The 19095-nt window shown below is 48.6% G+C and carries 23 protein-coding genes and 2 tRNA genes; 8 read left to right on the top strand and 17 right to left on the bottom strand.

Annotated elements, in window-relative coordinates; genetic code table 11:
• The first annotated feature begins 12 nt into the window (after positions 1-12).
• From V5J35_RS03115 to V5J35_RS03125, 3 genes are read left to right on the top strand one after another with little or no spacing between them, the layout of a single operon-like run.
• Positions 13-477, top strand: coding sequence for a DUF3489 domain-containing protein (locus V5J35_RS03115; protein ID WP_354009861.1), 465 nt, complete (start codon positions 13-15; stop codon positions 475-477).
• Complete coding sequence (locus V5J35_RS03120) at positions 474-863, top strand: hypothetical protein (RefSeq protein WP_354009862.1); 390 nt, start codon at positions 474-476, stop codon at positions 861-863. Before V5J35_RS03115 ends, V5J35_RS03120 begins: the two co-directional genes overlap by 4 nt.
• Positions 863-1204: a hypothetical protein gene (locus V5J35_RS03125; RefSeq protein ID WP_354009863.1), complete on the top strand. Its 342-nt coding sequence runs from the start codon at positions 863-865 to the stop codon at positions 1202-1204. The genes V5J35_RS03120 and V5J35_RS03125 overlap by 1 nt, the downstream gene beginning before the upstream one ends.
• A 155-nt stretch (positions 1205-1359) precedes the next feature.
• Here V5J35_RS03125 and V5J35_RS03130 read toward each other — a convergent pair whose 3' ends face one another.
• The 3 genes from V5J35_RS03130 to V5J35_RS03140 are packed head-to-tail and all read right to left on the bottom strand — an operon-like array spanning position 1360 to position 2369.
• Positions 1360-1728 carry a 3TM-type holin gene (locus V5J35_RS03130; protein ID WP_354009864.1) on the bottom strand — a complete coding sequence of 123 codons (369 nt, stop codon included), beginning with the start codon at positions 1726-1728 and terminating at the stop codon, positions 1360-1362.
• Complete coding sequence (locus V5J35_RS03135; protein WP_354009865.1) at positions 1725-2168, bottom strand: N-acetylmuramoyl-L-alanine amidase; 444 nt, start codon at positions 2166-2168, stop codon at positions 1725-1727. Before V5J35_RS03135 ends, V5J35_RS03130 begins: the two co-directional genes overlap by 4 nt.
• 3 nt (positions 2169-2171) lie before the next feature.
• A complete protein-coding gene (locus tag V5J35_RS03140; RefSeq protein ID WP_354009866.1) occupies positions 2172-2369 on the bottom strand; it encodes a hypothetical protein in 198 nt (65 codons plus the stop codon).
• Between the two features lie 112 nt (positions 2370-2481).
• Between V5J35_RS03140 and V5J35_RS03145 the strand changes: the two genes are divergently transcribed.
• From V5J35_RS03145 to V5J35_RS03155, 3 genes are all read left to right on the top strand, one after another.
• The gene (locus V5J35_RS03145) at positions 2482-2646 is read left to right on the top strand and encodes a hypothetical protein (RefSeq protein ID WP_354009867.1); all 165 of its coding nucleotides are present in this window, start codon (positions 2482-2484) and stop codon (positions 2644-2646) included.
• A 12-nt stretch (positions 2647-2658) separates the two neighbouring features.
• Positions 2659-3084 carry a hypothetical protein gene (locus V5J35_RS03150; RefSeq protein ID WP_354009868.1) on the top strand — a complete coding sequence of 142 codons (426 nt, stop codon included), beginning with the start codon at positions 2659-2661 and terminating at the stop codon, positions 3082-3084.
• A 91-nt stretch (positions 3085-3175) separates the two neighbouring features.
• Positions 3176-4123 (top strand): ankyrin repeat domain-containing protein, encoded by a 948-nt coding sequence (locus tag V5J35_RS03155; RefSeq protein WP_354009869.1) that lies wholly within the window; start codon positions 3176-3178, stop codon positions 4121-4123.
• A gap of 282 nt (positions 4124-4405) precedes the next feature.
• On the opposite strand, the gene V5J35_RS03160 is transcribed toward V5J35_RS03155, so the two are convergent.
• The 11 genes from V5J35_RS03160 to gspE all read right to left on the bottom strand — a co-directional run bounded on the left by V5J35_RS03160 (position 4406) and on the right by gspE (position 12599).
• Positions 4406-4482: transfer RNA gene (locus V5J35_RS03160), tRNA-Asp, on the bottom strand.
• A 37-nt stretch (positions 4483-4519) separates the two neighbouring features.
• Positions 4520-4595: transfer RNA gene (locus tag V5J35_RS03165), tRNA-Val, on the bottom strand.
• 77 nt (positions 4596-4672) lie between these two features.
• Positions 4673-5185 (bottom strand): type II secretion system protein M, encoded by a 513-nt coding sequence (locus V5J35_RS03170; RefSeq protein ID WP_354009870.1) that lies wholly within the window; start codon positions 5183-5185, stop codon positions 4673-4675.
• A gap of 9 nt (positions 5186-5194) precedes the next feature.
• Complete coding sequence (gene gspL / locus V5J35_RS03175) at positions 5195-6601, bottom strand: type II secretion system protein GspL (RefSeq protein WP_354009871.1); 1407 nt, start codon at positions 6599-6601, stop codon at positions 5195-5197.
• Between the two features lie 9 nt (positions 6602-6610).
• Positions 6611-7597: a type II secretion system minor pseudopilin GspK gene (gene gspK, locus V5J35_RS03180; protein ID WP_354009872.1), complete on the bottom strand. Its 987-nt coding sequence runs from the start codon at positions 7595-7597 to the stop codon at positions 6611-6613.
• On the bottom strand, positions 7587-8360 hold the full coding sequence (gene gspJ, locus V5J35_RS03185) for a type II secretion system minor pseudopilin GspJ (protein ID WP_354009873.1): 774 nt from the start codon (positions 8358-8360) through the stop codon (positions 7587-7589). Before gspJ ends, gspK begins: the two co-directional genes overlap by 11 nt.
• A complete protein-coding gene (gene gspI / locus V5J35_RS03190; RefSeq protein ID WP_354009874.1) occupies positions 8357-8752 on the bottom strand; it encodes a type II secretion system minor pseudopilin GspI in 396 nt (131 codons plus the stop codon). Before gspI ends, gspJ begins: the two co-directional genes overlap by 4 nt.
• Positions 8736-9239, bottom strand: a complete 504-nt coding sequence (locus V5J35_RS03195; RefSeq protein WP_354009875.1) for a GspH/FimT family pseudopilin — start codon at positions 9237-9239, stop codon at positions 8736-8738. Before V5J35_RS03195 ends, gspI begins: the two co-directional genes overlap by 17 nt.
• Positions 9236-9715 carry a type II secretion system major pseudopilin GspG gene (gene gspG / locus V5J35_RS03200; RefSeq protein WP_354009876.1) on the bottom strand — a complete coding sequence of 160 codons (480 nt, stop codon included), beginning with the start codon at positions 9713-9715 and terminating at the stop codon, positions 9236-9238. The genes V5J35_RS03195 and gspG overlap by 4 nt, the downstream gene beginning before the upstream one ends.
• Before the next feature lie 110 nt (positions 9716-9825).
• Positions 9826-11046, bottom strand: a complete 1221-nt coding sequence (gene gspF / locus V5J35_RS03205; RefSeq protein ID WP_354009877.1) for a type II secretion system inner membrane protein GspF — start codon at positions 11044-11046, stop codon at positions 9826-9828.
• 29 nt (positions 11047-11075) lie between these two features.
• Entirely contained in the window at positions 11076-12599 is a 1524-nt protein-coding gene (gene gspE, locus V5J35_RS03210) for a type II secretion system ATPase GspE (RefSeq protein WP_354011362.1), read from the bottom strand.
• A 293-nt stretch (positions 12600-12892) separates the two neighbouring features.
• Between gspE and V5J35_RS03215 the strand changes: the two genes are divergently transcribed.
• Positions 12893-13543: a type II secretion system protein N gene (locus V5J35_RS03215; protein ID WP_354009878.1), complete on the top strand. Its 651-nt coding sequence runs from the start codon at positions 12893-12895 to the stop codon at positions 13541-13543.
• A gap of 168 nt (positions 13544-13711) precedes the next feature.
• Complete coding sequence (gene gspD / locus V5J35_RS03220; protein WP_354009879.1) at positions 13712-15706, top strand: type II secretion system secretin GspD; 1995 nt, start codon at positions 13712-13714, stop codon at positions 15704-15706.
• Between the two features lie 37 nt (positions 15707-15743).
• Here gspD and V5J35_RS03225 read toward each other — a convergent pair whose 3' ends face one another.
• The 3 genes from V5J35_RS03225 to sucC all read right to left on the bottom strand — a co-directional run bounded on the left by V5J35_RS03225 (position 15744) and on the right by sucC (position 18889).
• Entirely contained in the window at positions 15744-16619 is an 876-nt protein-coding gene (locus tag V5J35_RS03225) for a prenyltransferase (RefSeq protein WP_354009880.1), read from the bottom strand.
• Positions 16620-16850: 231 nt separating this feature from the next.
• On the bottom strand, positions 16851-17723 hold the full coding sequence (gene sucD, locus V5J35_RS03230) for a succinate--CoA ligase subunit alpha (RefSeq protein ID WP_354009881.1): 873 nt from the start codon (positions 17721-17723) through the stop codon (positions 16851-16853).
• Positions 17723-18889 carry an ADP-forming succinate--CoA ligase subunit beta gene (gene sucC / locus V5J35_RS03235; RefSeq protein WP_354011363.1) on the bottom strand — a complete coding sequence of 389 codons (1167 nt, stop codon included), beginning with the start codon at positions 18887-18889 and terminating at the stop codon, positions 17723-17725. Before sucC ends, sucD begins: the two co-directional genes overlap by 1 nt.
• Positions 18890-19095 lie beyond the last annotated feature (206 nt).

The raw sequence follows: 19095 nt of genomic DNA on the forward strand, positions 1-19095 counted from the left end.
AGGAGAAGCACCATGAAAAACAACAAACTCACCCCAGCTCAGGAAAGCGCTCTGCAGCAAGCCGCTAAAACCGGCACCCTTAAGGCATCGGATCTCGCCATCAAGGGCGGAGCCCGAAACAAAGTGCTGGCCAGCCTGACCAGCAAGGGATTTCTGATTGCCTTGAAAGAACCGGATACTTATGACATCAGCCCACAGGGTCGAGCGGTTATCGGTCTCGAAGATAAACCTGCCTCAGAGAGTAAAGGTAAAATCCGAACCGGCACCAAGCTGCACAAAGTCATCGAGCTGCTCAGTCGCCCCGAAGGCGCAGCCATCCATGAGATTATGAAAGAAACCGGCTGGCAGCAGCACACGGTTCGGGGAACCCTGGTCGAATCGCTCAAAAAACGACTCGGGTTAACCATTGAATCGGAAAAGCCTGAAGGCAAGGACCGGATCTATAGAATCACCGGCGGACTGGAGGCTCTCTCATGAGTACCCGATCAAGAATTGCGATGCGGCTGGCTAATGGCGATGCACAAGGATGTGCAAGTGCCGCAGGAGGCAGGATACCGGGAGCGGCCCGCTATCGCTCGGTTTACTGCCACTTCGACGGTGATCTGGTTGGTCCAGTCTTGCGCGAACATTATGCCTCGGAAGAACAAGCCCACACGATTATCAATGGTGGTGACCTTCGTTCCGTCTGGCCCGACAAGCTGGAAACCTACCGGGCTATCGGCGAGCCATGGCAACATATTCGCCCCAGAGAAAGTGCCGACCTATCCCTGCTCATAGAACTGGCCTGGGATACTGGCGCTGAATACCTCTGTTGCTGGCAAGACGACGGCTGGCAAACCATTGAGATGAGAGGGTCACAGTAATGAATCCTCCCGTTCTTCTGGCCATGGAACTGACCAGCCGGCCTTTCCTCTATTGCCGATTGCTTCATCCTGACAGGCACACCCTGTCGCATTTGAACTACTGGTATGCTGAAACCTATGAAGCCATCTTTCTGATCCAGCTGAGCGATTTACACTACCTTCAAGGCAAAAAAGCATCAGCATTAGGGCGAGACTGGGGAGAGCCATGGGTTGATGTTCAACCCCGGCTATCCCCTTCGAAATACCACCTGAAGTCTGTTGCCAGAAGCCTGAAAATCACCACCCTGTATGTCAACCAACAGCAACAATGGCTGGTTGACACCATTACCCGAAGCGGTTGACAAAATAACCCGAGATTGACAGCTGAAAGCCTTATAAATCAAGGCTTCCACTCTTTTTTGTCAACCTGTGTCAACCCCGATTTTTGCTCTGTCGCTGGCGAAATCCCGCGCCTCCGCCCCCCCGCAATAGACAATAACTCCCAGGGACCCCGGCCTCAGCCTTTCCATGTTCGAGCTACCTTCTCCAGCCCCCGACTGGCAATGTATCCACCAATCCCAAGCTGGATGATATTAAACAGTTTCAGTTCAATCTCAGGGCTTAAATCCGGAGCTGACCAGCCCAGCCAACGACACACGACCAAAGCCGTAAACACCAGCATCACAATTGGACGCCAGCAACGTTGCAACCAGCTCTCTCCCTTGGCTTCAGCCTGAATAACACCAGCCTGCTTTGCCAGTTCGTCCAGCTCGCCATTGATCATCATCTCAGCCAGAATCACTTTGACCTGGTCACGGTTTTCCGCATCAGGAAATACTTTGTCGATGACTTTACCCAGCAATGGAATCGTTGCCGCCCAGCTCATAACAGCACCTCTGTTAAGCCTTCAGACTCCAGCCACTCCTTGACCGCAAAACAGGGACAGTCTTTGGTTTTATTGAAATGGTTATGACCTTTTACAATAGCCGTTGGGTACACCGCCTGATGTCCGGCAACCAGCAGTTTAAGGATCTGCTTCTGAGCTGCTGTGAAATTATCTTCCGGCTGACTGGAATCACCCAGACCACCAACCAGGCAGATGCCGACACTCTCGTGATTGTGGCCTTTTGCATGAGCGCCCCAGTCACCGATGGGACGGCCCTGCTTGAGCGAACCATCCCGCTCTATCACCCAGTGATAACCAATATCAAAGAAAGCCCGCTCCAGCATGTGCCAGCGCTTGATGTCTTCAAAGTCGACATCCTGTGAAGGACGGGTCGCTGAGCAGTGAATTATGATGAAATTGGTTTCTGTTCGCTTGCCCATTGCTCACCCCCTGAGAAAGTAAGACAGCAGTCCGATCGTTGCGGTAAGAACAATCCAGCCGAACCGCTCGATGTAGTTCAGCATCACGCCCCGCCGACTGGATTGAAACTCCAGCTGCCGAATGCGCTTATCCTGATGATCCAGCCGCTCACCCTGACGAGTGAGACTGGTGGTTTGGTGGGTGATTCTCTCTTCGATCATGGCTAGCCTGGATACCGCGTCACTGAGCTTGTCGAGTTTGGAATCAATCTGATCCAGTCGCCGGGAGAGTGAAGTGGTCCCCAGTATTAGCCTTGACTAAATCAGACAGGCAATGCAGGACCTGTCCGGTATATGGGACGAGCTTTTAACTCCGGAAAAACGCAGGCTCACAGAATTGCTGATTCATCGAATCGACCTGACCGCGAACGAAGTCACCATCTACTACAAACCCGACGGTATTGAGGCCGTCACCAGTGAATTTCAGGCCATTCAATAGAGGACACACATTATGGCAAAAGTGCTTCACAATGGAGAGGAAACCGTAGAGTTTCTGGAAGAAGAGAACCTGATCAAGGTCACCTTGCCCATCCGTTTATATCACCGTGGAGGGAAAACCACCATAGAAACGCCGACAGGTGCGATTGACCCGCCGGAGATGAAGCAGTTGCAGATCGCCCTGATTCAGGGACATCGCTGGCTGAAAATGCTGATCAGACGAAAGTTTCCGAGTGTGAAAGCACTGGCTGAGAAGGAGAAGGTCGATAAAGCCAGGATTTCAAAGTGCATCCGCCTGACCTGCCTGGCACCGGATATCCAGGAAGATATTCTGTGTTATCAGGGTAAGTGGCACCTATCGATGAAAGAGTGCATGAAACCCTTTCCTATGCTTTGGTCGGAGCAGCGGGAACATTTCAGTCAGGATTCAGTCCAATAAACTATCCAATACGTGTTAGACAAGCAGCTCCGCCTGAGCTTTCCTTGTTTGTAAGAAAAATAATCTATTGCCACCGGAAAGCGAGGGAAAAGTGAAGGACGATCACCAATTACTTATGGAAGCCATTCTTGGCAGCAATATCCCTCTTATTCAAAAGCGGTTGAACTCTGGCTGTGACATTAATGCCAGAAATCATTGTGGTGAGACTGTTTTACAATCGGCTGTTTCTGCACTGTATGACTACAAGTACAAAATAACCATCCTTGAATACTTGCTGTGCCATGGAGCTGACTTCACCCTTATGGACGAAGATCGTACAGGCCCACTTACTGAAGCCGTTATAAACATGGATGCTGAATCTCTCAAACTTCTGCTTGATCATGGTGCCGACCCTAATGCTGAAGCAGGATTCACAAAGAGAGAAACACTCTATGACGAAGCCGTAGACTGGTACTCATATAAGCATTTCGACTGCTTTTGCCTAAGTGGTTTCATCGATGAAGATATTTATGAAGATCATAATCTATGGCTTGAAAGCCTACATCAGCTGGCCAAAGACACCGGTAACCCGGCTCCGGAGCATCTTTCTATTCTAAGAGGCTACGGTGCAAAATTCTCTTGTGAAATCGAAGCCATCGAAAGAAAGCAGTTTCTTGATGCGCTTAACCCTGATATGGACGTATATACCATTCATGCAGATGAAGGAATTGGTGAGTTTCTTTGGCACAAAGATAACGGCGATATTTCTTCATTGGTAGGTGCGGGCTCTGGCTGCGTGGGGGATCGAGGCTCATTCTTCCCAGAGATGTCTGACAGACTTGTTAATGACTGCTGCAAGTGGATGGAGAGCTATATGAAAGCATGCATGGAAGATCAGTTAAACGATTTCGACTGGACATATTTTAATGACGCGGGGTTAAGCTTGGCGCAGCGTTTGAAAAACGAGCTGGGAAGTCGTGCTAAGGTCTTTTATTCAAAAGCGTTTGAGGACCCTACAGACGATGAAAGATCCATTGAAATTGAAGCCACTTGTTCGTGATAAGTTTCTTGCTCTTGCCAGATAAACGACAAAAAACCACAAAGCAACCTCCAGCCGTTTTATTGAACTAAAACATTGATAATCAAACAAAAACCAAAGTGGAGGAAGTGGTACCTAAGTTCCTCCAGATTTTCAGAGAAGAGAGAAAAACAGAGAGAAAACCGGGATAAAAATACGTTGGTGGTATTTTGGGAAAAACCGGAAAATACACAAAAAGCCCCGAGACACAGGCCTATAAACGACAAAAACCCGAAGCCTTATGACCTCAGGTTTTTGAAAATATGGCGGACCGGACGGGACTCGAACCCGCGACCTCCGGCGTGACAGGCCGGCATTCTAACCAACTGAACTACCGGTCCGCATATTCTTTGTGAAGCAAATGCTTCAAACAGTATTTGGTGGGTGATGACGGGATCGAACCGCCGACCCTCTGCTTGTAAGGCAGATGCTCTCCCAGCTGAGCTAATCACCCTGTCAGCGGATTTGAATTTTACGGATTGAGTGAAAGGAGTCAACAATTTTTTACCGAAAATATTTGTTCAAATATAGTCAGTTAGACAAATGAAGATAGATTTTCACCCGCCCTTCTTCTTTGCCTTTATCCAGCCTGACCTGCTGGACTGTCAGGTTAAACTTGGTGCTAAGTACGACCAGCCAACTCAGAAATTTCTGGTACGCTGCATCTTCAATCCAGACCCCCAGTCCCTTCCTGTCAGGCTGTACGCGACTCAGCGTAACACCTGCCTGCTTTGCGGTGCTGGCAACGATGGATGAAATCTCTCGTTGTCCACCAGCCGTTTTCTGTTTTCGCTGTTGGTCTTTGGCTGATTCATAATTATCACTCATCCATTCCAGAACAACCTGCTGTCTTTGATAATCTTCTTTCTGACTACTATTCCAGCTACTTAACGGCTCCCAGATCAGCAGATAAACCAGTGCTGCTGCCAAAAAAGTCCCTAACCACTGTAAAGCCTGTCGATCCCTTGATGACAGAAGCTCGTATCGGGTCTGCAACTGCTGCCACAAAGGGTTTTCCTGTATTTCTGCAATTAACTTGTGCATTCCCATAAATCACCTGCTGATGGTCATTCTTGCGTTAACACCGCTTTTTTCCTGATTGGCGCTATCCAGCTTTGCCATCAGTCCCGCCGATTTGGTCGCAGCAAGCAGCTTGTCGACAGATTCCAGGCTTTCTGCTCTTAACTCCAGTACAAGATTGCCGGTCGTATCATTAAAGTCCATGCTGACGGGCTTTATTTTAGCCTCAGGTAAAGAAGCAGACACTGCGGATACTTTTTGCAACAAAGGCAGGAATGGCTTGCTGCCAGGATGGTTGCCTGCTGTTTTGAGCCTGCTTTCCATTCGGCTTTTAACATTGATAGACCGATGTTCACTATCCAGGGCGTCCCTGACCTGCTGATCCTGCGGGAAGACTTCAAGGTACAAGGCTGCGCTTTGATCCCAGAACTGACCAGCCTGGTGTTGGAAAGTCACACCTTCCCCAACCATCAGCCCAATTTCCAGCATCAGCCAGAGGCTGGCAACCAGCGCAATGGGTTTCCATTTACGTAAACGTCGACTGGCCCGTCTGGGACACTGGTAAGCACCTGAACGCAAATCAACCAGTGCCGAACGAATATTTTTACGCCGTGAAAAGTAGAGGCTGGCAAAATGCTCAAAAACAGAAACATTCACACCTTTCTCTTCAACCAGCCACCCTTGCTCTGCCAGCCAGGAGCGTACCTGTTCAAACTTGTCATCATCAAGCGAGAAAGCACCTTCAGGAAACTGTAGTTTTATACTGGTTACGGCAGGCAAGCCTGGCTCAAGGTCAGGACTCTGAACAATATCATTGTCACTCCCTGAACGGTTTAACCCCTCCAGGACGAAACGTAACGCATCATAATCCAGATGATTGGAACTCTGACCGGGAATCACGACATTAACGGACTGGCTCTCCATCAGGATCAACACCTGACCCGCTTCCGTTTCAAGCAACTGGGTTTCAGCCAGGGCATTATCAATACTCAACCCCTGCCCATCCATAACAGCCAGTAAAGTCTGAAACTGCTTATGGGAAAACCCGGATACTGAAACATTCTCTTTGCCTGAAGACAACTGGCTGGCCAGATGCAGAGTATCAACATCTTCTGCAAGATCCTCTTCCAGCATATAAGGCAGAGCCGTGTTCAGGTGTTTGCGCTGCCCGCTGTTGATAGGCAGCAGTCGATGAAAGGCAAATGTTCCCGGCAGTAGCACAGTCACCAGGTCAGGAAGGTGGTCTTCCTCTATCTGAGCACTCTGGTCGGTTTCTATACCCCTGACTGCAAGATAGTCTCTTTTGATATTTCCCAGTTCCGAAACATGAACATCTCCCTGCAGTTCGCCATGTCCGGAAAATATCCCCCACTGAGTCAGCGTACTGCCACTGATTACAGCTGAGGGAGGGTGAATACGTAGTAACAGGATGCTTTTCATTGTTAGACCTCAGGATTCCTTATTGGCTGTCACCCAATAGTCGTTCGGTCCAATTTCACGCCCTGCGACTTGAACCTGTCCATCAGCATTACGAACCAGTAACGTTCTCATATAGAAAACGGTGTCCCGGTACGTTGCTTTTATATAAACGTTAAAATAACTACTGCTAAACTCAAATCCCGCCGCTTTTAGTTCTGCGGTTTTATCTTTAAGGGCCGGTAACTTTGTCATATCTTCCAGTTTGGCAAAGCCTTCACCGGTACGGGAATCAATAATAGTCTGTGCATCCCCTTCTGTAATTTTATCAGACAGGGAACGCAACACTTCTGGTAATGCACTGTTGACATTGACTTTGGAATCTTTTGGCAAGGCAGTCACCAGAGGAGTCAGTAATTCAAACTCTTCTTTGCCAACTCCCTGAATTAAGCGTAACTCTGACAGCGACACCAGCGGGAAGTCAGCGGTTCTGCGAGGTGGGTCAAGAACAAGATAGTGGTTATCTTCAGCTCCGGTCTCTGACGGTTCCTGTTCACTGTCAATCCAGTCTTTGATGGTATATGTCAACTGTATATCAATTCCAAGGTTCTGCAGGATAGTTTCAAATTGAGTCGTATACCGCTTTCCATCCAGCGCTTCTGCATTCAGCCAGTTAAGATTGAAGCGGCCATTCTCATCAACAATCTGCACTTCGATGTCCCCTTGCTCAACCGGATATCCAACGGTCTTAACATTCCAGCGCTCCCCCTCGTGATCCACCTGCCGCTTCTTTTTTTTATCCTCTTCAAAATCCTGCTCCAGTAGCAAGGCGACATACTGCTCTGCGGAAAGGGCGTGATGTTTGGCCTGAATTCGCTCAAGAAACCGGCTGTTTTTTTCAGTATGTAACCAGAGGCTGGTCACCATTTGTGATGCCATAAGCGTAATCATGGAAAAAATAAGCAGTACATAGATCAGGGCTATGCCTCTTTGCTGATTCATTGAGGCTTCAATCATCATCGTCGTCAAACTCCCCTTCGACCTGTGAAGCCTGATCCTTTCTCTTCTTGTTTTCAGCCTTGTCTTTTTCCTCTTCAGGCTTAGGCTTCTGGCTTTCAGAAGGCTTATAAGTCAGCAGTGGTAACATCGTCGTTAAAACCCCGTATTCTTTGTGCTGAAGCGTCAACTCAATAGCATGGGGCATTTGTGGACGTTCTTCCCCCCCTCCTCCTTCTTTACCGGCAGCGGTTGCAGCGGTTTGAGCTGCCTGCTGTTGTCCCTGATTTTTTGGTGGCCATGAGAGTTGCCAGCGTTTTTTCTCATCCATAAACTTTAGCCGGACGCCCGTCACACCACTCATCAACACCTGTCGAACCACCACCGGATCTGGCGCCCTGTCCAACATTAGCCAGTAGTACCTGACTAACTCATCCTCCTCCAGGCTGTAGGCAACCCTCTGCATATTGCTCCGGATTTCCTGAATCGGGTTACGCCATCCAAATCGGGTAAACTCCAGCAGTTCTCCATTTTTCCCGGGAGCCAGCATGGCCTTTCGCCGGTCTCCAAACTCATCCCGAATAGGTCTGGGGGCAACCTGAAACAGGTCTTTTTCAATCACAACCATGGCTCTCTGCAGTCCATCAAGACGATCCAGAATCCCGTCAGTTACCTGCTGAGCCCGGCTGACTGAATCGAACAGTTTATAAGCTGCGGTACTGATCATGGCGAAAATCAGTATCGCAATCATTAACTCAATCAGTGTAAAGCCCCGGCTCTGCTTCATTTTTTGGGCTTCCTGAAATACGAAGTCAATGAATACAGCCCTGTCTCATCGTCCTCTGGCTTGGCTCGACCGATAAATACTTCGACCACCACCTTTCTGAAATCAGGAAAACTGGTGGTTCGGGTCACTTGACGTATATACCAGTCATAACCGGCATAGGTGTCGTTTTTTCCCTTGACACCTTTGTCCGGCCATTCCTTTTCAGCCTGTAAACGGCTCATGTAATGATCAGCCACCTGGGCCGCCAGAACTTTTTCCTGCATATACCTTGTCTGACGAATACTGTTCCCATCCGACAACATCAGCATGGCAGCCGCTACCGCAAAAACAGCAAGCGCTACCATCACTTCAATCAGCGTAAACCCTCTGCTGTGGTCAGCGGGTAACCTCAATATCCGACAATCCATCGGTTTGCAAAACCACCGTTTGTTTTTTGTTTTCCACGGGACTGACGGACAATGCAAAAGGCGTAACCTGTCTGTCAGAGTAAAATACGATCGAAGGTCCTTCGTCAGTGATATCCAGGGCAGGCAGTGCCACGTCTGCGGTATTCAATATCATCTGTATGGATGCAGGGGGTCGGTAGGGCTGGAAAGGCGTTTCGTTGATGGGTAACCATTCCTTGCCTTCCAGAGGCAGAACCCACCAGCGATAAAAACCGTCCTCGCCAATCGAAAAACCATATTCAGCATTTTCCAGCAGAGCTTTGTCCCGTACCTGTTCAAACAGCACCTGTAGACGTCCTGCCTGCTGCTGAGTGGTTTTCTGGACACTTCCTGTAATTGGGCTCAACAGGGTAATACCCAGCAGTATGCCGATGATCAGAAGGACGACCAGCAGCTCTACCAGAGTAAAACCCTGTTGCAACTTTAATTTCACGAATCGGTATCGTCCCAGTTGGTAATATCAGCATCCAGGCCATCTCCTCCCTCTCGCCCGTCAGCACCCTGCGAATAGAGATCGTACTTCCCATGGTTGCCCGGTTGCAGATACAGGTAAGGATTTCCCCAGGGGTCAACCGGCATCCGCTTCAGATAGCCTTCCGGGTTCCAGCTTCTGGGCTCTGGTGCAACAGTGGGCTTTTTAACCAGAGCATCCAGTCCCTGGTCAGTATTTGGGTAAAAACCATTATCGAGTCTGAACAGTTCCAACGCCTGAGAAATCGTTTCTATATCTGAACGAGCTACCGTTACCTTGGCCTGATCAGGACGACTGAGAATTTTTGGTGCCACCATAGCCGCCAGAATTCCAAGAATTACCACAACCACCATTATCTCGATCAGCGTGAAACCAGCCTGACGGAATGCTCCCCCTGATCGTTTGTTATATCGCTCTTTTCGTATATGTAGCTTCATTATTCACTGACCTCGTTAATGAATTCCCTGACACAGCCATCCGTTAATCGCTCCACTTTTAATTGCCTCTCACATAATCGCCTCACTCTTAACCGTCTCAAGGCTCACGATTAGTTCAGCAACTGGTTCATATTGAGAATAGGTAGAAGGATTGCCAGTACAATCACCATCACCACCCCACCCATTACCACCAGCATCAGAGGTTCAAACAGTCCCAGCAGCATAGCAATACGACCATCCAGTTCCATTTGCTGGTTTTGCGCAGTCCGATCCAGCATCTCATCCAGTTCACCGGTAGACTCGCCACTGCTGATCATATGCAGCATCAGGGGTGGAAAGTAGCCCGTACCCGATAGTGCTTTATTCAGGCTGGACCCTTCACTGACTTTTTTGGCGGCGTCAACGACTGCGCCCCGGATAGCCCGGTTTTCCACCACCTGCGCAGCAATCATCAAGGCTTCAACCAGAGACACCCCCGAGCGGGTCAGAATACTTAAAGTACTGGCAAACCGTGCTGCACTCAGGCTGCGACTGAAACGGCCCAGTACGGGCAGCCGCAGAAAAACCTGATCCCAGGACAACCGGACAGAGGGCCTTTTAAGCGCCTGACGACAAATAAAAACTGTCATGACAATCAGGATAAACAGCACCACCCAGTAAGACTGAAAACCTTCACTGGCGGCAATGAGTGCGACGGTGATACCCGGAAGCTCCTGTCCCGTATCAACAAACACTTTGACCACATCAGGTACTACATACCCCAGCAAAAAGCTGACTATACCGACTGCAGCGACCATCAATATAACGGGGTATAGCAACGCCTGCTGAACCTTCTGCATGGATTGCATACGGGCTTCCGTGTAGTCTGCAAGACGATTTAACACTTTATCCAGATAGCCTGCATGCTCTCCCGCTGCGACGGTCGCCCGGTACATCTGCGGGAAAATCTGCGGAAAGCCTTCAAGGCTCTGAGCCAGCGTATAACCTTCCAGAACCCTGGAACGAATGGCCAGCAGAATATTCTTCAGTCGCCTTTTCTCCTGTTGAGAAGCAACTCCCTGCAGTGCCTCTTCCACCGGCATGGCAGCCTGTATCAGGGTGGCCAGTTGTCGGGTGATCGTAGCCAGTTCGACAGCGGAGACCCCGCGCTGAAATAACGAGGGCAGACCTCCGCTTTTATTCTTTTTCTGTTCGTCGACAGCATCCACAGACAGTGGCGTCCACTGACGATCACGCAAAATCTGGCGAACCTGACGATTACTGTCGGCCTCGAGTGTACCCCGGTGTTGCTTTCCCTCCGGATCGAGGGCTATGTATTCAAATGCAGCCATGATCGTAGTTTATCCGCCTCCGGTACGGATCAATCTTTCTGGGTTACCCGCAACACTTCTTCCAGGGTTGTGACACCTGCCAGCACCTTGCGACTGCCATCGTCACGAATACTGGGGCATGTACGACGAACGTAATCATTAATAGACTGCTCACTCTCACCGGAATGAATCATTCTGCGCACGCTCTCATCGAGCATAACGACTTCATAAATGCCGGTACGACCACGATAACCACTCTGATTACAGTCTTTGCAACCAGCGGCATGGTACAAAGTCACATTATCATCCACAGTAACACCCAGCTCCTGGCACTCAACAGCGTCCGGGTTATAAGGCTGTTTGCAGCTGTCACACAGCACCCGCACCAGTCGCTGAGCAACGACTCCCAGTAAACTGGACGACAACAAGAATGGTTCAATTCCCATATCCTGCAAGCGTGTCAGGGCTCCGACGGCGGTATTGGTATGCAATGTTGACAATACAAGGTGACCGGTAAGGCTGGCCTGAACCGCTATTTCAGCCGTTTCTGTATCCCGGATCTCACCCACCATCACAACGTCAGGGTCCTGCCGCAGTATGGCACGCAGCCCCCGGGCAAAGGTCATATCCACCTTGGTATTCACCTGAGTCTGACCGATGCCTTCAAGGTTGTATTCAATGGGGTCTTCGACAGTGAGGATGTTGCGACACTTGTCATTCAATGTGGTCAGGCTGGCATAGAGAGAAGTTGTCTTACCTGAACCGGTCGGTCCGGTCACAAGAATGATGCCGTAAGGGCGGCCGAGGAGCTTTGATAATTCACTCATATCCCTTTCCGCCATACCGAGATGTTTCAGCTCCAGCCGGCCTGCCGCCTTATCAAGAAGACGCAGCACCACACGCTCACCATTACTCGATGGCAGAGTAGACACCCGCACATCCACTTCCTTGCCCGCCACTTTCAGGGAAATACGTCCATCCTGCGGAATACGTTTCTCTGCAATATCCAGCCTCGCCATCACCTTGATGCGGGATACCAGCAGTGAAGCCAGAGTTCGCTGCAAACGCAGGATTTCCCTGAGCACGCCATCAACCCTGACCCTGACCACCAGATTGGATTCAAAGGTTTCTATGTGAACGTCCGATGCACCTTCCTTGATCGCCTCCGTCAACAAAGCGTTAATCAGGCGAATAACCGGAGCATCATCGCTTTGTTCCAGCAGGTCTTCTGTCACTGGCACAGCTTCAGCAAGACTGCTCAAATCCATGTCATCACCAATTCCCGCTGCGTCCTGCAATGCTTCGGAACTGTCATTGTGATAACACTGTGAAAGCACCTCAGCCAGCTGATCTTTACTCACATTACGATAAACAGGTGACTGACCGGCAAGACGGACAATTTCAGCAAAAATATGGGCCGAAGGAGATACAGTAAAATAAACAACAGGCCTTTCCAGGTCCCAGACCAGCACAACACCGTGACGCTTGGCAAATGAAAATGGCAGACGCAGGAGGGCAGGATCACGCTCTTCGCTTTCTTCAACAACGTCAGCTGCTACAGTGTCAGTCGGGATGGACAAGAGCTACTCCTTCTTTAAATCAATAATTATTTATAGAAAAGGTCTCTATATAGAATGAGCATTTTTTTGAATCTTCGCTCACAAATTTATCACCAACATCTGAATTTGAATTATTCTTGGTCAGATAATAGTGGAATTGTGATGCAATATTGGCATTTTACAACTTCAAAACAGAAAATGATTTTCCATAATCAGAAAACCAGCTTTAAAAAATGGAACCCTTATGCTTTATTTAGACTATTAGACAGTCCATGACCCAACTACTTTTCCAGCCATCAGAGAACATTATGAATCAAGAGGTCATGGCCACCTATTTTAAATGGGGCCAGCGCAAAAACAGAATCCTGATAACAATATTGCTTTGCATTGCCATGTTTATCAGTCTCGGAATTCAGGGTTTACAACTTTTCAAAACCTTTCAGGATACAGCCAGTACAAATCTGGAACCAAAGTCAGAATTAACTCAGGAGCCTCAGGCTTTATCGGCTAAAGACTTTGACTTGCTGTTTGGGTTTAACAACCAGACTGAAGCCAGGAATAAGTCAGCCGACATTCCCAAAACAAAACTTAATTTAATTCTCAGGGGGGCTCTGGCAGATATTGGCGCAAATGCTGAAGACTCCAGCGCCATCATCCAGGGCAGCAACCAGGACAAGCTCTACTCACCAGGCGACTCGCTGCCCGGCGGAGTCACTTTGAAGGAGATCCATCCAGACCATGTCATTCTCAGCCGTAATGGGCAGCTGGAAAAACTCTTTTTCCCCGACTCCGGTAAAGACTCACGAGCCCTTCAGGAATACCGAAAACCGGCACCGGACGCTGCGGAACAGGCAATTGAACGCCCCGGTTTTACTCAGGAACCGGATGACAAATCACTTGAACAGCGAATGCAGGAACTTAGAGACAAGTTACAGCAGGCTAATCAAGGGATTCAATAAAAGAATTACAACTTATTCAATGGTTAAGTGATGAAAATGAAAGAGTGCTACACAGCTAATTTTGCACCAAAATCGCTTCTTGCGTGTTTGCTGTTATTTTCATTGCAGGGAAGCCTGAATGCCGCCCCGGTATCATCTGAAACAAAAGTACAAACTTCAGATCTTTTATTGGCTCAAGCGCCATCAAACCGACAGGCGTCCAGACAAGGAACCAACTCACCGTCTGGCTCTTCATCAGAAAACTCTTCAGAAAAAAAATGGAGCCTGAATCAACAAAATGCTGACATTCGCGAATTCATTGCTCAAATTGCCAAAATAACCGGTGAAACTTTTGTCATTGACCCCCGAATAAAAGGTGGCAATACCGTTTCGGTGATTTCATCCAAACCTCTCAGCAGTGATGAAGTGTACGATGTTTTTCTGGAAGTACTTTCAGCCAATGGTTATGCCGTCATTCCCAAAGGCAACATCATCAATATTGTTCCCAGCACAACCGCAAAAACCAGCAGCCCGGACGAAGCGACGCAGAAACCGCGCGATGCCGTCATGACAACAAGGGTCATTGAACTGCACAGTGTTTCCTCCATCGAGCTGATTCCTATTATCAGGCCACTTATCGCACAATACGGTCATGCTGCCGCTTCTGCGTCCAGCAATGCCGTTATTGTCAGTGACCTTGCCGATAACGTCGAGCGCATCGCCAAGCTGGTTAAGGAACTTGATGAAGCGGGCAACAATGATTATGAAGTCATACAACTAAAACACGCCTGGGTTGGTGATATTGCCAAAATTATTCAGGACACCCTGACGACCGCTAAAGGCCAGTTGCCCAGTGGACTACAGGTCATTGCTGACGAGCGCAGCAACCGACTGGTGATCAAAGGCAACTCCAGCAAGCGGATCAGGGTCCGGAAGCTTGTTGAAACTCTGGATAAGCAAGGCATCCGAAAATCCACCACCAAGGTCATATTCCTGAGTTACGCTGACTCGAAAAACCTGGCTGAAATCCTCTCCGAGGCATCGGGTACCATTCAGGACAGTCAGGAGAAAAAAGGCAAATCATCCGGGTCAGCTCCTGTACCACAGCCTGCTTCTGCTGCACCAAAGGTTCAGGCGAAAGGACAGCCTTCCGGTAAAAGTAGCAAGAACAAAACCCAGAATGTCTTCGTAAAAGCAGATGAAACCCAGAATGCATTAATACTTATTGCGGACCCGGAGACGCTGACAGAGATGGAACACATTGTCCGTCAGCTGGATGTTCCAAGGGCGCAGGTTTTGCTGGAGGGCGCCATTGTTGAAGTTTCCGGTGACATCGGCGATGCACTGGGGGTTCAGTGGGGTATTGATGGGACTAAAACGATCTCTTCAAGGGGAGAAAAAGGCGATGGCAACATTAGTTCTGTCATTGGAAATCCTCTGGAGAATAACGCAAAGAATATTCCAATCGGAACACTCGCGCTCAGAGGTGGAAACTTTGGCATACTGGTCACTGCACTGAGTAAAAAAGCCAACAGCAACATACTCTCTACCCCAAGTATGTTGACGCTTGATAATGAAGAAGCTGAATTTCAGGTTGGTAAAAATGTACCAATTAAAACCGGATCCTATCAAACAGGAAGTGCGGGTACTTCAAGTAACCCGTTCACAACCACTGAGCGTAAGGATATTGGTGTTAAACTGAAAATCACGCCACATATCAACGAAGGAAACAGCATCAGACTTGAGCTAGAACAGGAAATTTCAACCCTTGATCAAACGGTTATCGTAGAAGATGATCTGGTGTTTAACACTCGTACCCTTAAAACAACTGTTCTGGTCGATGACAGCCAGACTATTGTTATCGGTGGACTGATTGAAGACGAATCAGGAGCCAGTAAATCTAAAGTTCCCTTACTTGGAGACATTCCTCTATTAGGGCAGCTCTTCCGAAGCACAAACAAAACGAACAAAAAGCGAAACCTGATGCTCTTTATTCGTCCAACCATTATGAGAAATTCTGAAACTCTGGCGAAAGCAACTCAGGATCGTTTCTCTAAACTGAAGATTCTGCAAAGCGCACCGGGCAAAATCAACACCTTACCAGAAAATCCGGATTCACTTTTTGACGCTGAAGCCTTTGATCTTCGAAAACAGGATCGGGCTCCCTGGCAATCAAAGGACTGAAAAGCATCATTTAAAAAGGGCTGGTTTCAGCCCTTTTTTACATCACACTGAAAATATAACCCAGCCCAAAAGCTATAAAATAGCGACCCGTCAACGGTGGCAAGTGTACCAACTGAACATCACCAACTTCGCACATCAGCAGTCGAAGCGGCTGCCAGACAAAGACTAAAGAAAGAAGTAATAATAAAGGGTTTTCTATCGCACCAATAATAAACAGATAAAAACTCAATGGGTAAGTTAATAAAAGGCACAGAGCATACAGTGCTTTTGAATTATTAAAGCCAATCTTTACTGTCAGAGTGCGGATGTTATTCGCTTTATCATCAAGATAATCTCTCAATTCATTCGCCAGCAGCAAGGCTGACGCTAACAGGCTAACCGGCAGAGAAATTAATACCACCTGATTACTCCACTCCGCAGACACTGCATAATAGGAACCACTGACCATGAGAACTCCGGTAAGGAGGAAAACGGCAGGAACTCCCAGGCCACGGCTTTTGTAATGAACAGGTCCACCCGTATAAAAATAACCGGCAATAATACCTGAAGCTCCAAAAACCAGCAGCTGCCAGCCAACATCAATCACCAGATAAATACCCATCAAAGAGGCAATGAGGGTAAGCATACCTGCTATCAGAAAGTTAAACCGGATACGTTTGACCGCCAGCTCTGCCATGCTGCCAGTGCGATTTTTCCACAAAGCCAGGTCAGCATGATCATTAGCCAGATTACTGGCAGCCTGCAATAGCACTCCGGCCAGGATGACCAGTACACCTCTCAGGGGGTCTCCTGAATCACGGACAAACGACAAGGTTACGCCAAGGCCACAGGTAATTAACGCAACAGAATAAGAGAATGGTCGAAGCGCTCGAATAAAGCGGTATTTATCTGGATTCAGGTAAGGCGTACCCACAGGCTAATCCCTGACAACTATGAAATTAATAAAGACTGGTATTTCGCGAGCCATTGCAAATGGTGAACATCAGTCGTGCGCTACTAGAACACAACACCAGACAGGTTGCAACGACAAACCCAGAGCTTTCAATGGCTGACAGAAGAAAACCCCTACTTGAAACAAGTCGGGGTTTTCTTTGTTCACAAGAGTTGTTGGCAGGATAATTTACAAGGATAACTGATCGAAAAATTACCAGCCCGTTACATCTTTAAGTGCTTCACCAATATCGGCAAGACTTCTGACAGTTCGAACACCCGCCGCTTCAAGCGCTGCAAACTTTTCGTCGGCAGTACCCTTACCGCCCGAGATAATAGCGCCAGCATGCCCCATTCGCTTACCCGGAGGTGCAGTCACACCCGCAATATAAGAAACCACCGGTTTAGTCACATGATCCTTGATAAAGGCAGCAGCCTCTTCTTCTGCGGTACCACCAATCTCACCAATCATGACAATGGCTTCTGTCTGAGTGTCTTTCTCGAACTTTTCCAGAATATCGATAAAGTTTGAACCGGGAATCGGATCTCCACCGATGCCTACACAGGTAGATTGCCCAAAACCATAGTCCGTTGTCTGTTTAACCGCTTCATAGGTCAGCGTACCTGAACGGGAAACGATGCCGACTTTACCCGGCTTGTGAATATGACCCGGCATAATTCCAATCTTGCACTCTCCCGGCGTAATAACTCCCGGACAGTTAGGTCCAATGAGCTGAACCCCGAGTTCATCACAACGAACCTTGCACTCCAGCATATCCAGTGTTGGAATGCCCTCAGTGATGCAGACAATCAACCGGATGCCTGAATTCGCCGCTTCAAGGATAGAATCCTTACAGAAGGGAGCAGGCACATAAATCACGGATGCCTCGGCTCCGGTGCTATCAACGGCTTCAGCCACCGTATTGAATACGGGCAGTCCAAGGTGAGTCTGCCCTCCCTTGCCCGGGGTGACACCACCCACCATTTTTGTGCCGTAAGCAATGGCCTGTTCAGAATGGAAGGTACCCTGAGAGCCCGTAAATCCCTGACAGATAACCTTAGTGTCTTTATTAATCAGGATACTCATTACTTGCCCTCCGCTGCTGTAACAACCTGTTGCGCAGCCTCTGTCAAACTGGTTGCCGCAATAATGTCCAAACCACTGTCAGCCAGCTTCTGCGCACCCAGCTCGGCATTGTTGCCTTCCAGCCGAACCACGACGGGTACTTCAACACCCACTTCCTTAACGGCACCTATAATGCCATCCGCAATCAGGTCGCAGCGAACAATACCGCCAAAGATGTTAACCAGAACCGCTTTTACACTGTCGTCTGAAAGAATAATCTTGAACGCTTCACTAACTCGTTCCTTGGTCGCACCACCACCGACATCGAGGAAGTTTGCCGGAGCGCCGCCATGTAACTTAACAATATCCATGGTACCCATGGCCAGGCCAGCACCGTTGACCATGCAGCCAATATTGCCTTCCAGGGCAACATAGTTTAATTCCCACTGGGCAGCATGGGCTTCTCTGGAATCTTCCTGTGAAGGGTCATGAAAGGCTTTCAACTTGGGCTGCCGGTACATGGCATTACCGTCGATCACCACTTTTGCATCAAGACAGTGAAGATTACCTTCGGATGTGATCACCAGCGGGTTAATTTCCAGCAGTGCCAGGTCATTTTCCTGGAATAACCGGGCCAGCCCGAGAAAAATTTTGGTGAACTGCTTGACCTGGTCACCCTGAAGACCAAGTTTGAAAGCCAGCTCCCGTCCCTGATAAGGCTGCGCACCTGCCAGAGGATCAATGATCGCCTTGAGAATTTTTTCCGGTGTCTCAGCGGCTACCTTCTCAATTTCAACACCACCTTCAGTTGATGCCATAAAAACAATACGACGGCTGGAACGATCAACCACGGCGCCCAGATACAGTTCCTGATCAATATCGGCACAGCTTTCTACCAGAATTCTACTGACCGGCTGACCGTTTTCATCGGTCTGGTAGGTAACCAGATTCTTACCCAGCCACTGTTCTGCGAATGCCCGGATTTCATCCCTGCTGTTTACCAGCTTTACACCGCCCGCTTTACCACGACCGCCGGCATGAACCTGAGCTTTGACAACCCATTTGTCGCCGCCAATGATGTCTGCTGCGGCTACTGCCTCTTTCGGCGTGTCGGCGGCAATACCCTTAGACACAGGCAGGCCATATTCAGCAAATAGTTGCTTACCCTGATATTCGTGGAGATTCATACTGACACTACCATTGTTGTTGTTAAAATTATTGTTATTAAAACAGTCATGAATAGAAATACAGTTCACACTTCCGGACATGACAATAGCCTGTAAGTCTGAAAGCTGTATTTCCTTAAAAAATAGTCCCACGATCCACATTTGCAGATCAAACTCTTTAACGCAGCACCTGCCTGAAAACAAGCAGGCACCAGCATTATTCCGTT

Origin of the sequence: Endozoicomonas sp. NE40, from assembly GCF_040549045.1 — a bacterium.
Lineage (GTDB): Bacteria > Pseudomonadota > Gammaproteobacteria > Pseudomonadales > Endozoicomonadaceae > Endozoicomonas_A > Endozoicomonas_A lisbonensis.

What these genes read in the sequence shown, in the direction of transcription:
- V5J35_RS03130 (WP_354009864.1), bottom strand. Translation starts at nt 1,728, where the DNA reads ATGAGCTGGGCGGCAACGATTCCATTGCTGGGTAAAGTCATCGACAAA.
- sucD (WP_354009881.1), bottom strand. Translation starts at nt 17,723, where the DNA reads ATGAGTATCCTGATTAATAAAGACACTAAGGTTATCTGTCAGGGATTT.
- V5J35_RS03125 (WP_354009863.1), top strand. Translation starts at nt 863, where the DNA reads ATGAATCCTCCCGTTCTTCTGGCCATGGAACTGACCAGCCGGCCTTTC.
- sucC (WP_354011363.1), bottom strand. Translation starts at nt 18,889, where the DNA reads ATGAATCTCCACGAATATCAGGGTAAGCAACTATTTGCTGAATATGGC.
- gspF (WP_354009877.1), bottom strand. Translation starts at nt 11,046, where the DNA reads ATGGCTGCATTTGAATACATAGCCCTCGATCCGGAGGGAAAGCAACAC.
- V5J35_RS03145 (WP_354009867.1), top strand. Translation starts at nt 2,482, where the DNA reads ATGCAGGACCTGTCCGGTATATGGGACGAGCTTTTAACTCCGGAAAAA.
- V5J35_RS03120 (WP_354009862.1), top strand. Translation starts at nt 474, where the DNA reads ATGAGTACCCGATCAAGAATTGCGATGCGGCTGGCTAATGGCGATGCA.
- gspJ (WP_354009873.1), bottom strand. Translation starts at nt 8,360, where the DNA reads ATGAAGCAGAGCCGGGGCTTTACACTGATTGAGTTAATGATTGCGATA.
- V5J35_RS03115 (WP_354009861.1), top strand. Translation starts at nt 13, where the DNA reads ATGAAAAACAACAAACTCACCCCAGCTCAGGAAAGCGCTCTGCAGCAA.
- gspG (WP_354009876.1), bottom strand. Translation starts at nt 9,715, where the DNA reads ATGAAGCTACATATACGAAAAGAGCGATATAACAAACGATCAGGGGGA.
- V5J35_RS03135 (WP_354009865.1), bottom strand. Translation starts at nt 2,168, where the DNA reads ATGGGCAAGCGAACAGAAACCAATTTCATCATAATTCACTGCTCAGCG.
- V5J35_RS03140 (WP_354009866.1), bottom strand. Translation starts at nt 2,369, where the DNA reads ATGATCGAAGAGAGAATCACCCACCAAACCACCAGTCTCACTCGTCAG.
- gspL (WP_354009871.1), bottom strand. Translation starts at nt 6,601, where the DNA reads ATGAAAAGCATCCTGTTACTACGTATTCACCCTCCCTCAGCTGTAATC.
- V5J35_RS03215 (WP_354009878.1), top strand. Translation starts at nt 12,893, where the DNA reads ATGAATCAAGAGGTCATGGCCACCTATTTTAAATGGGGCCAGCGCAAA.
- V5J35_RS03150 (WP_354009868.1), top strand. Translation starts at nt 2,659, where the DNA reads ATGGCAAAAGTGCTTCACAATGGAGAGGAAACCGTAGAGTTTCTGGAA.
- V5J35_RS03170 (WP_354009870.1), bottom strand. Translation starts at nt 5,185, where the DNA reads ATGCACAAGTTAATTGCAGAAATACAGGAAAACCCTTTGTGGCAGCAG.
- gspK (WP_354009872.1), bottom strand. Translation starts at nt 7,597, where the DNA reads ATGATGATTGAAGCCTCAATGAATCAGCAAAGAGGCATAGCCCTGATC.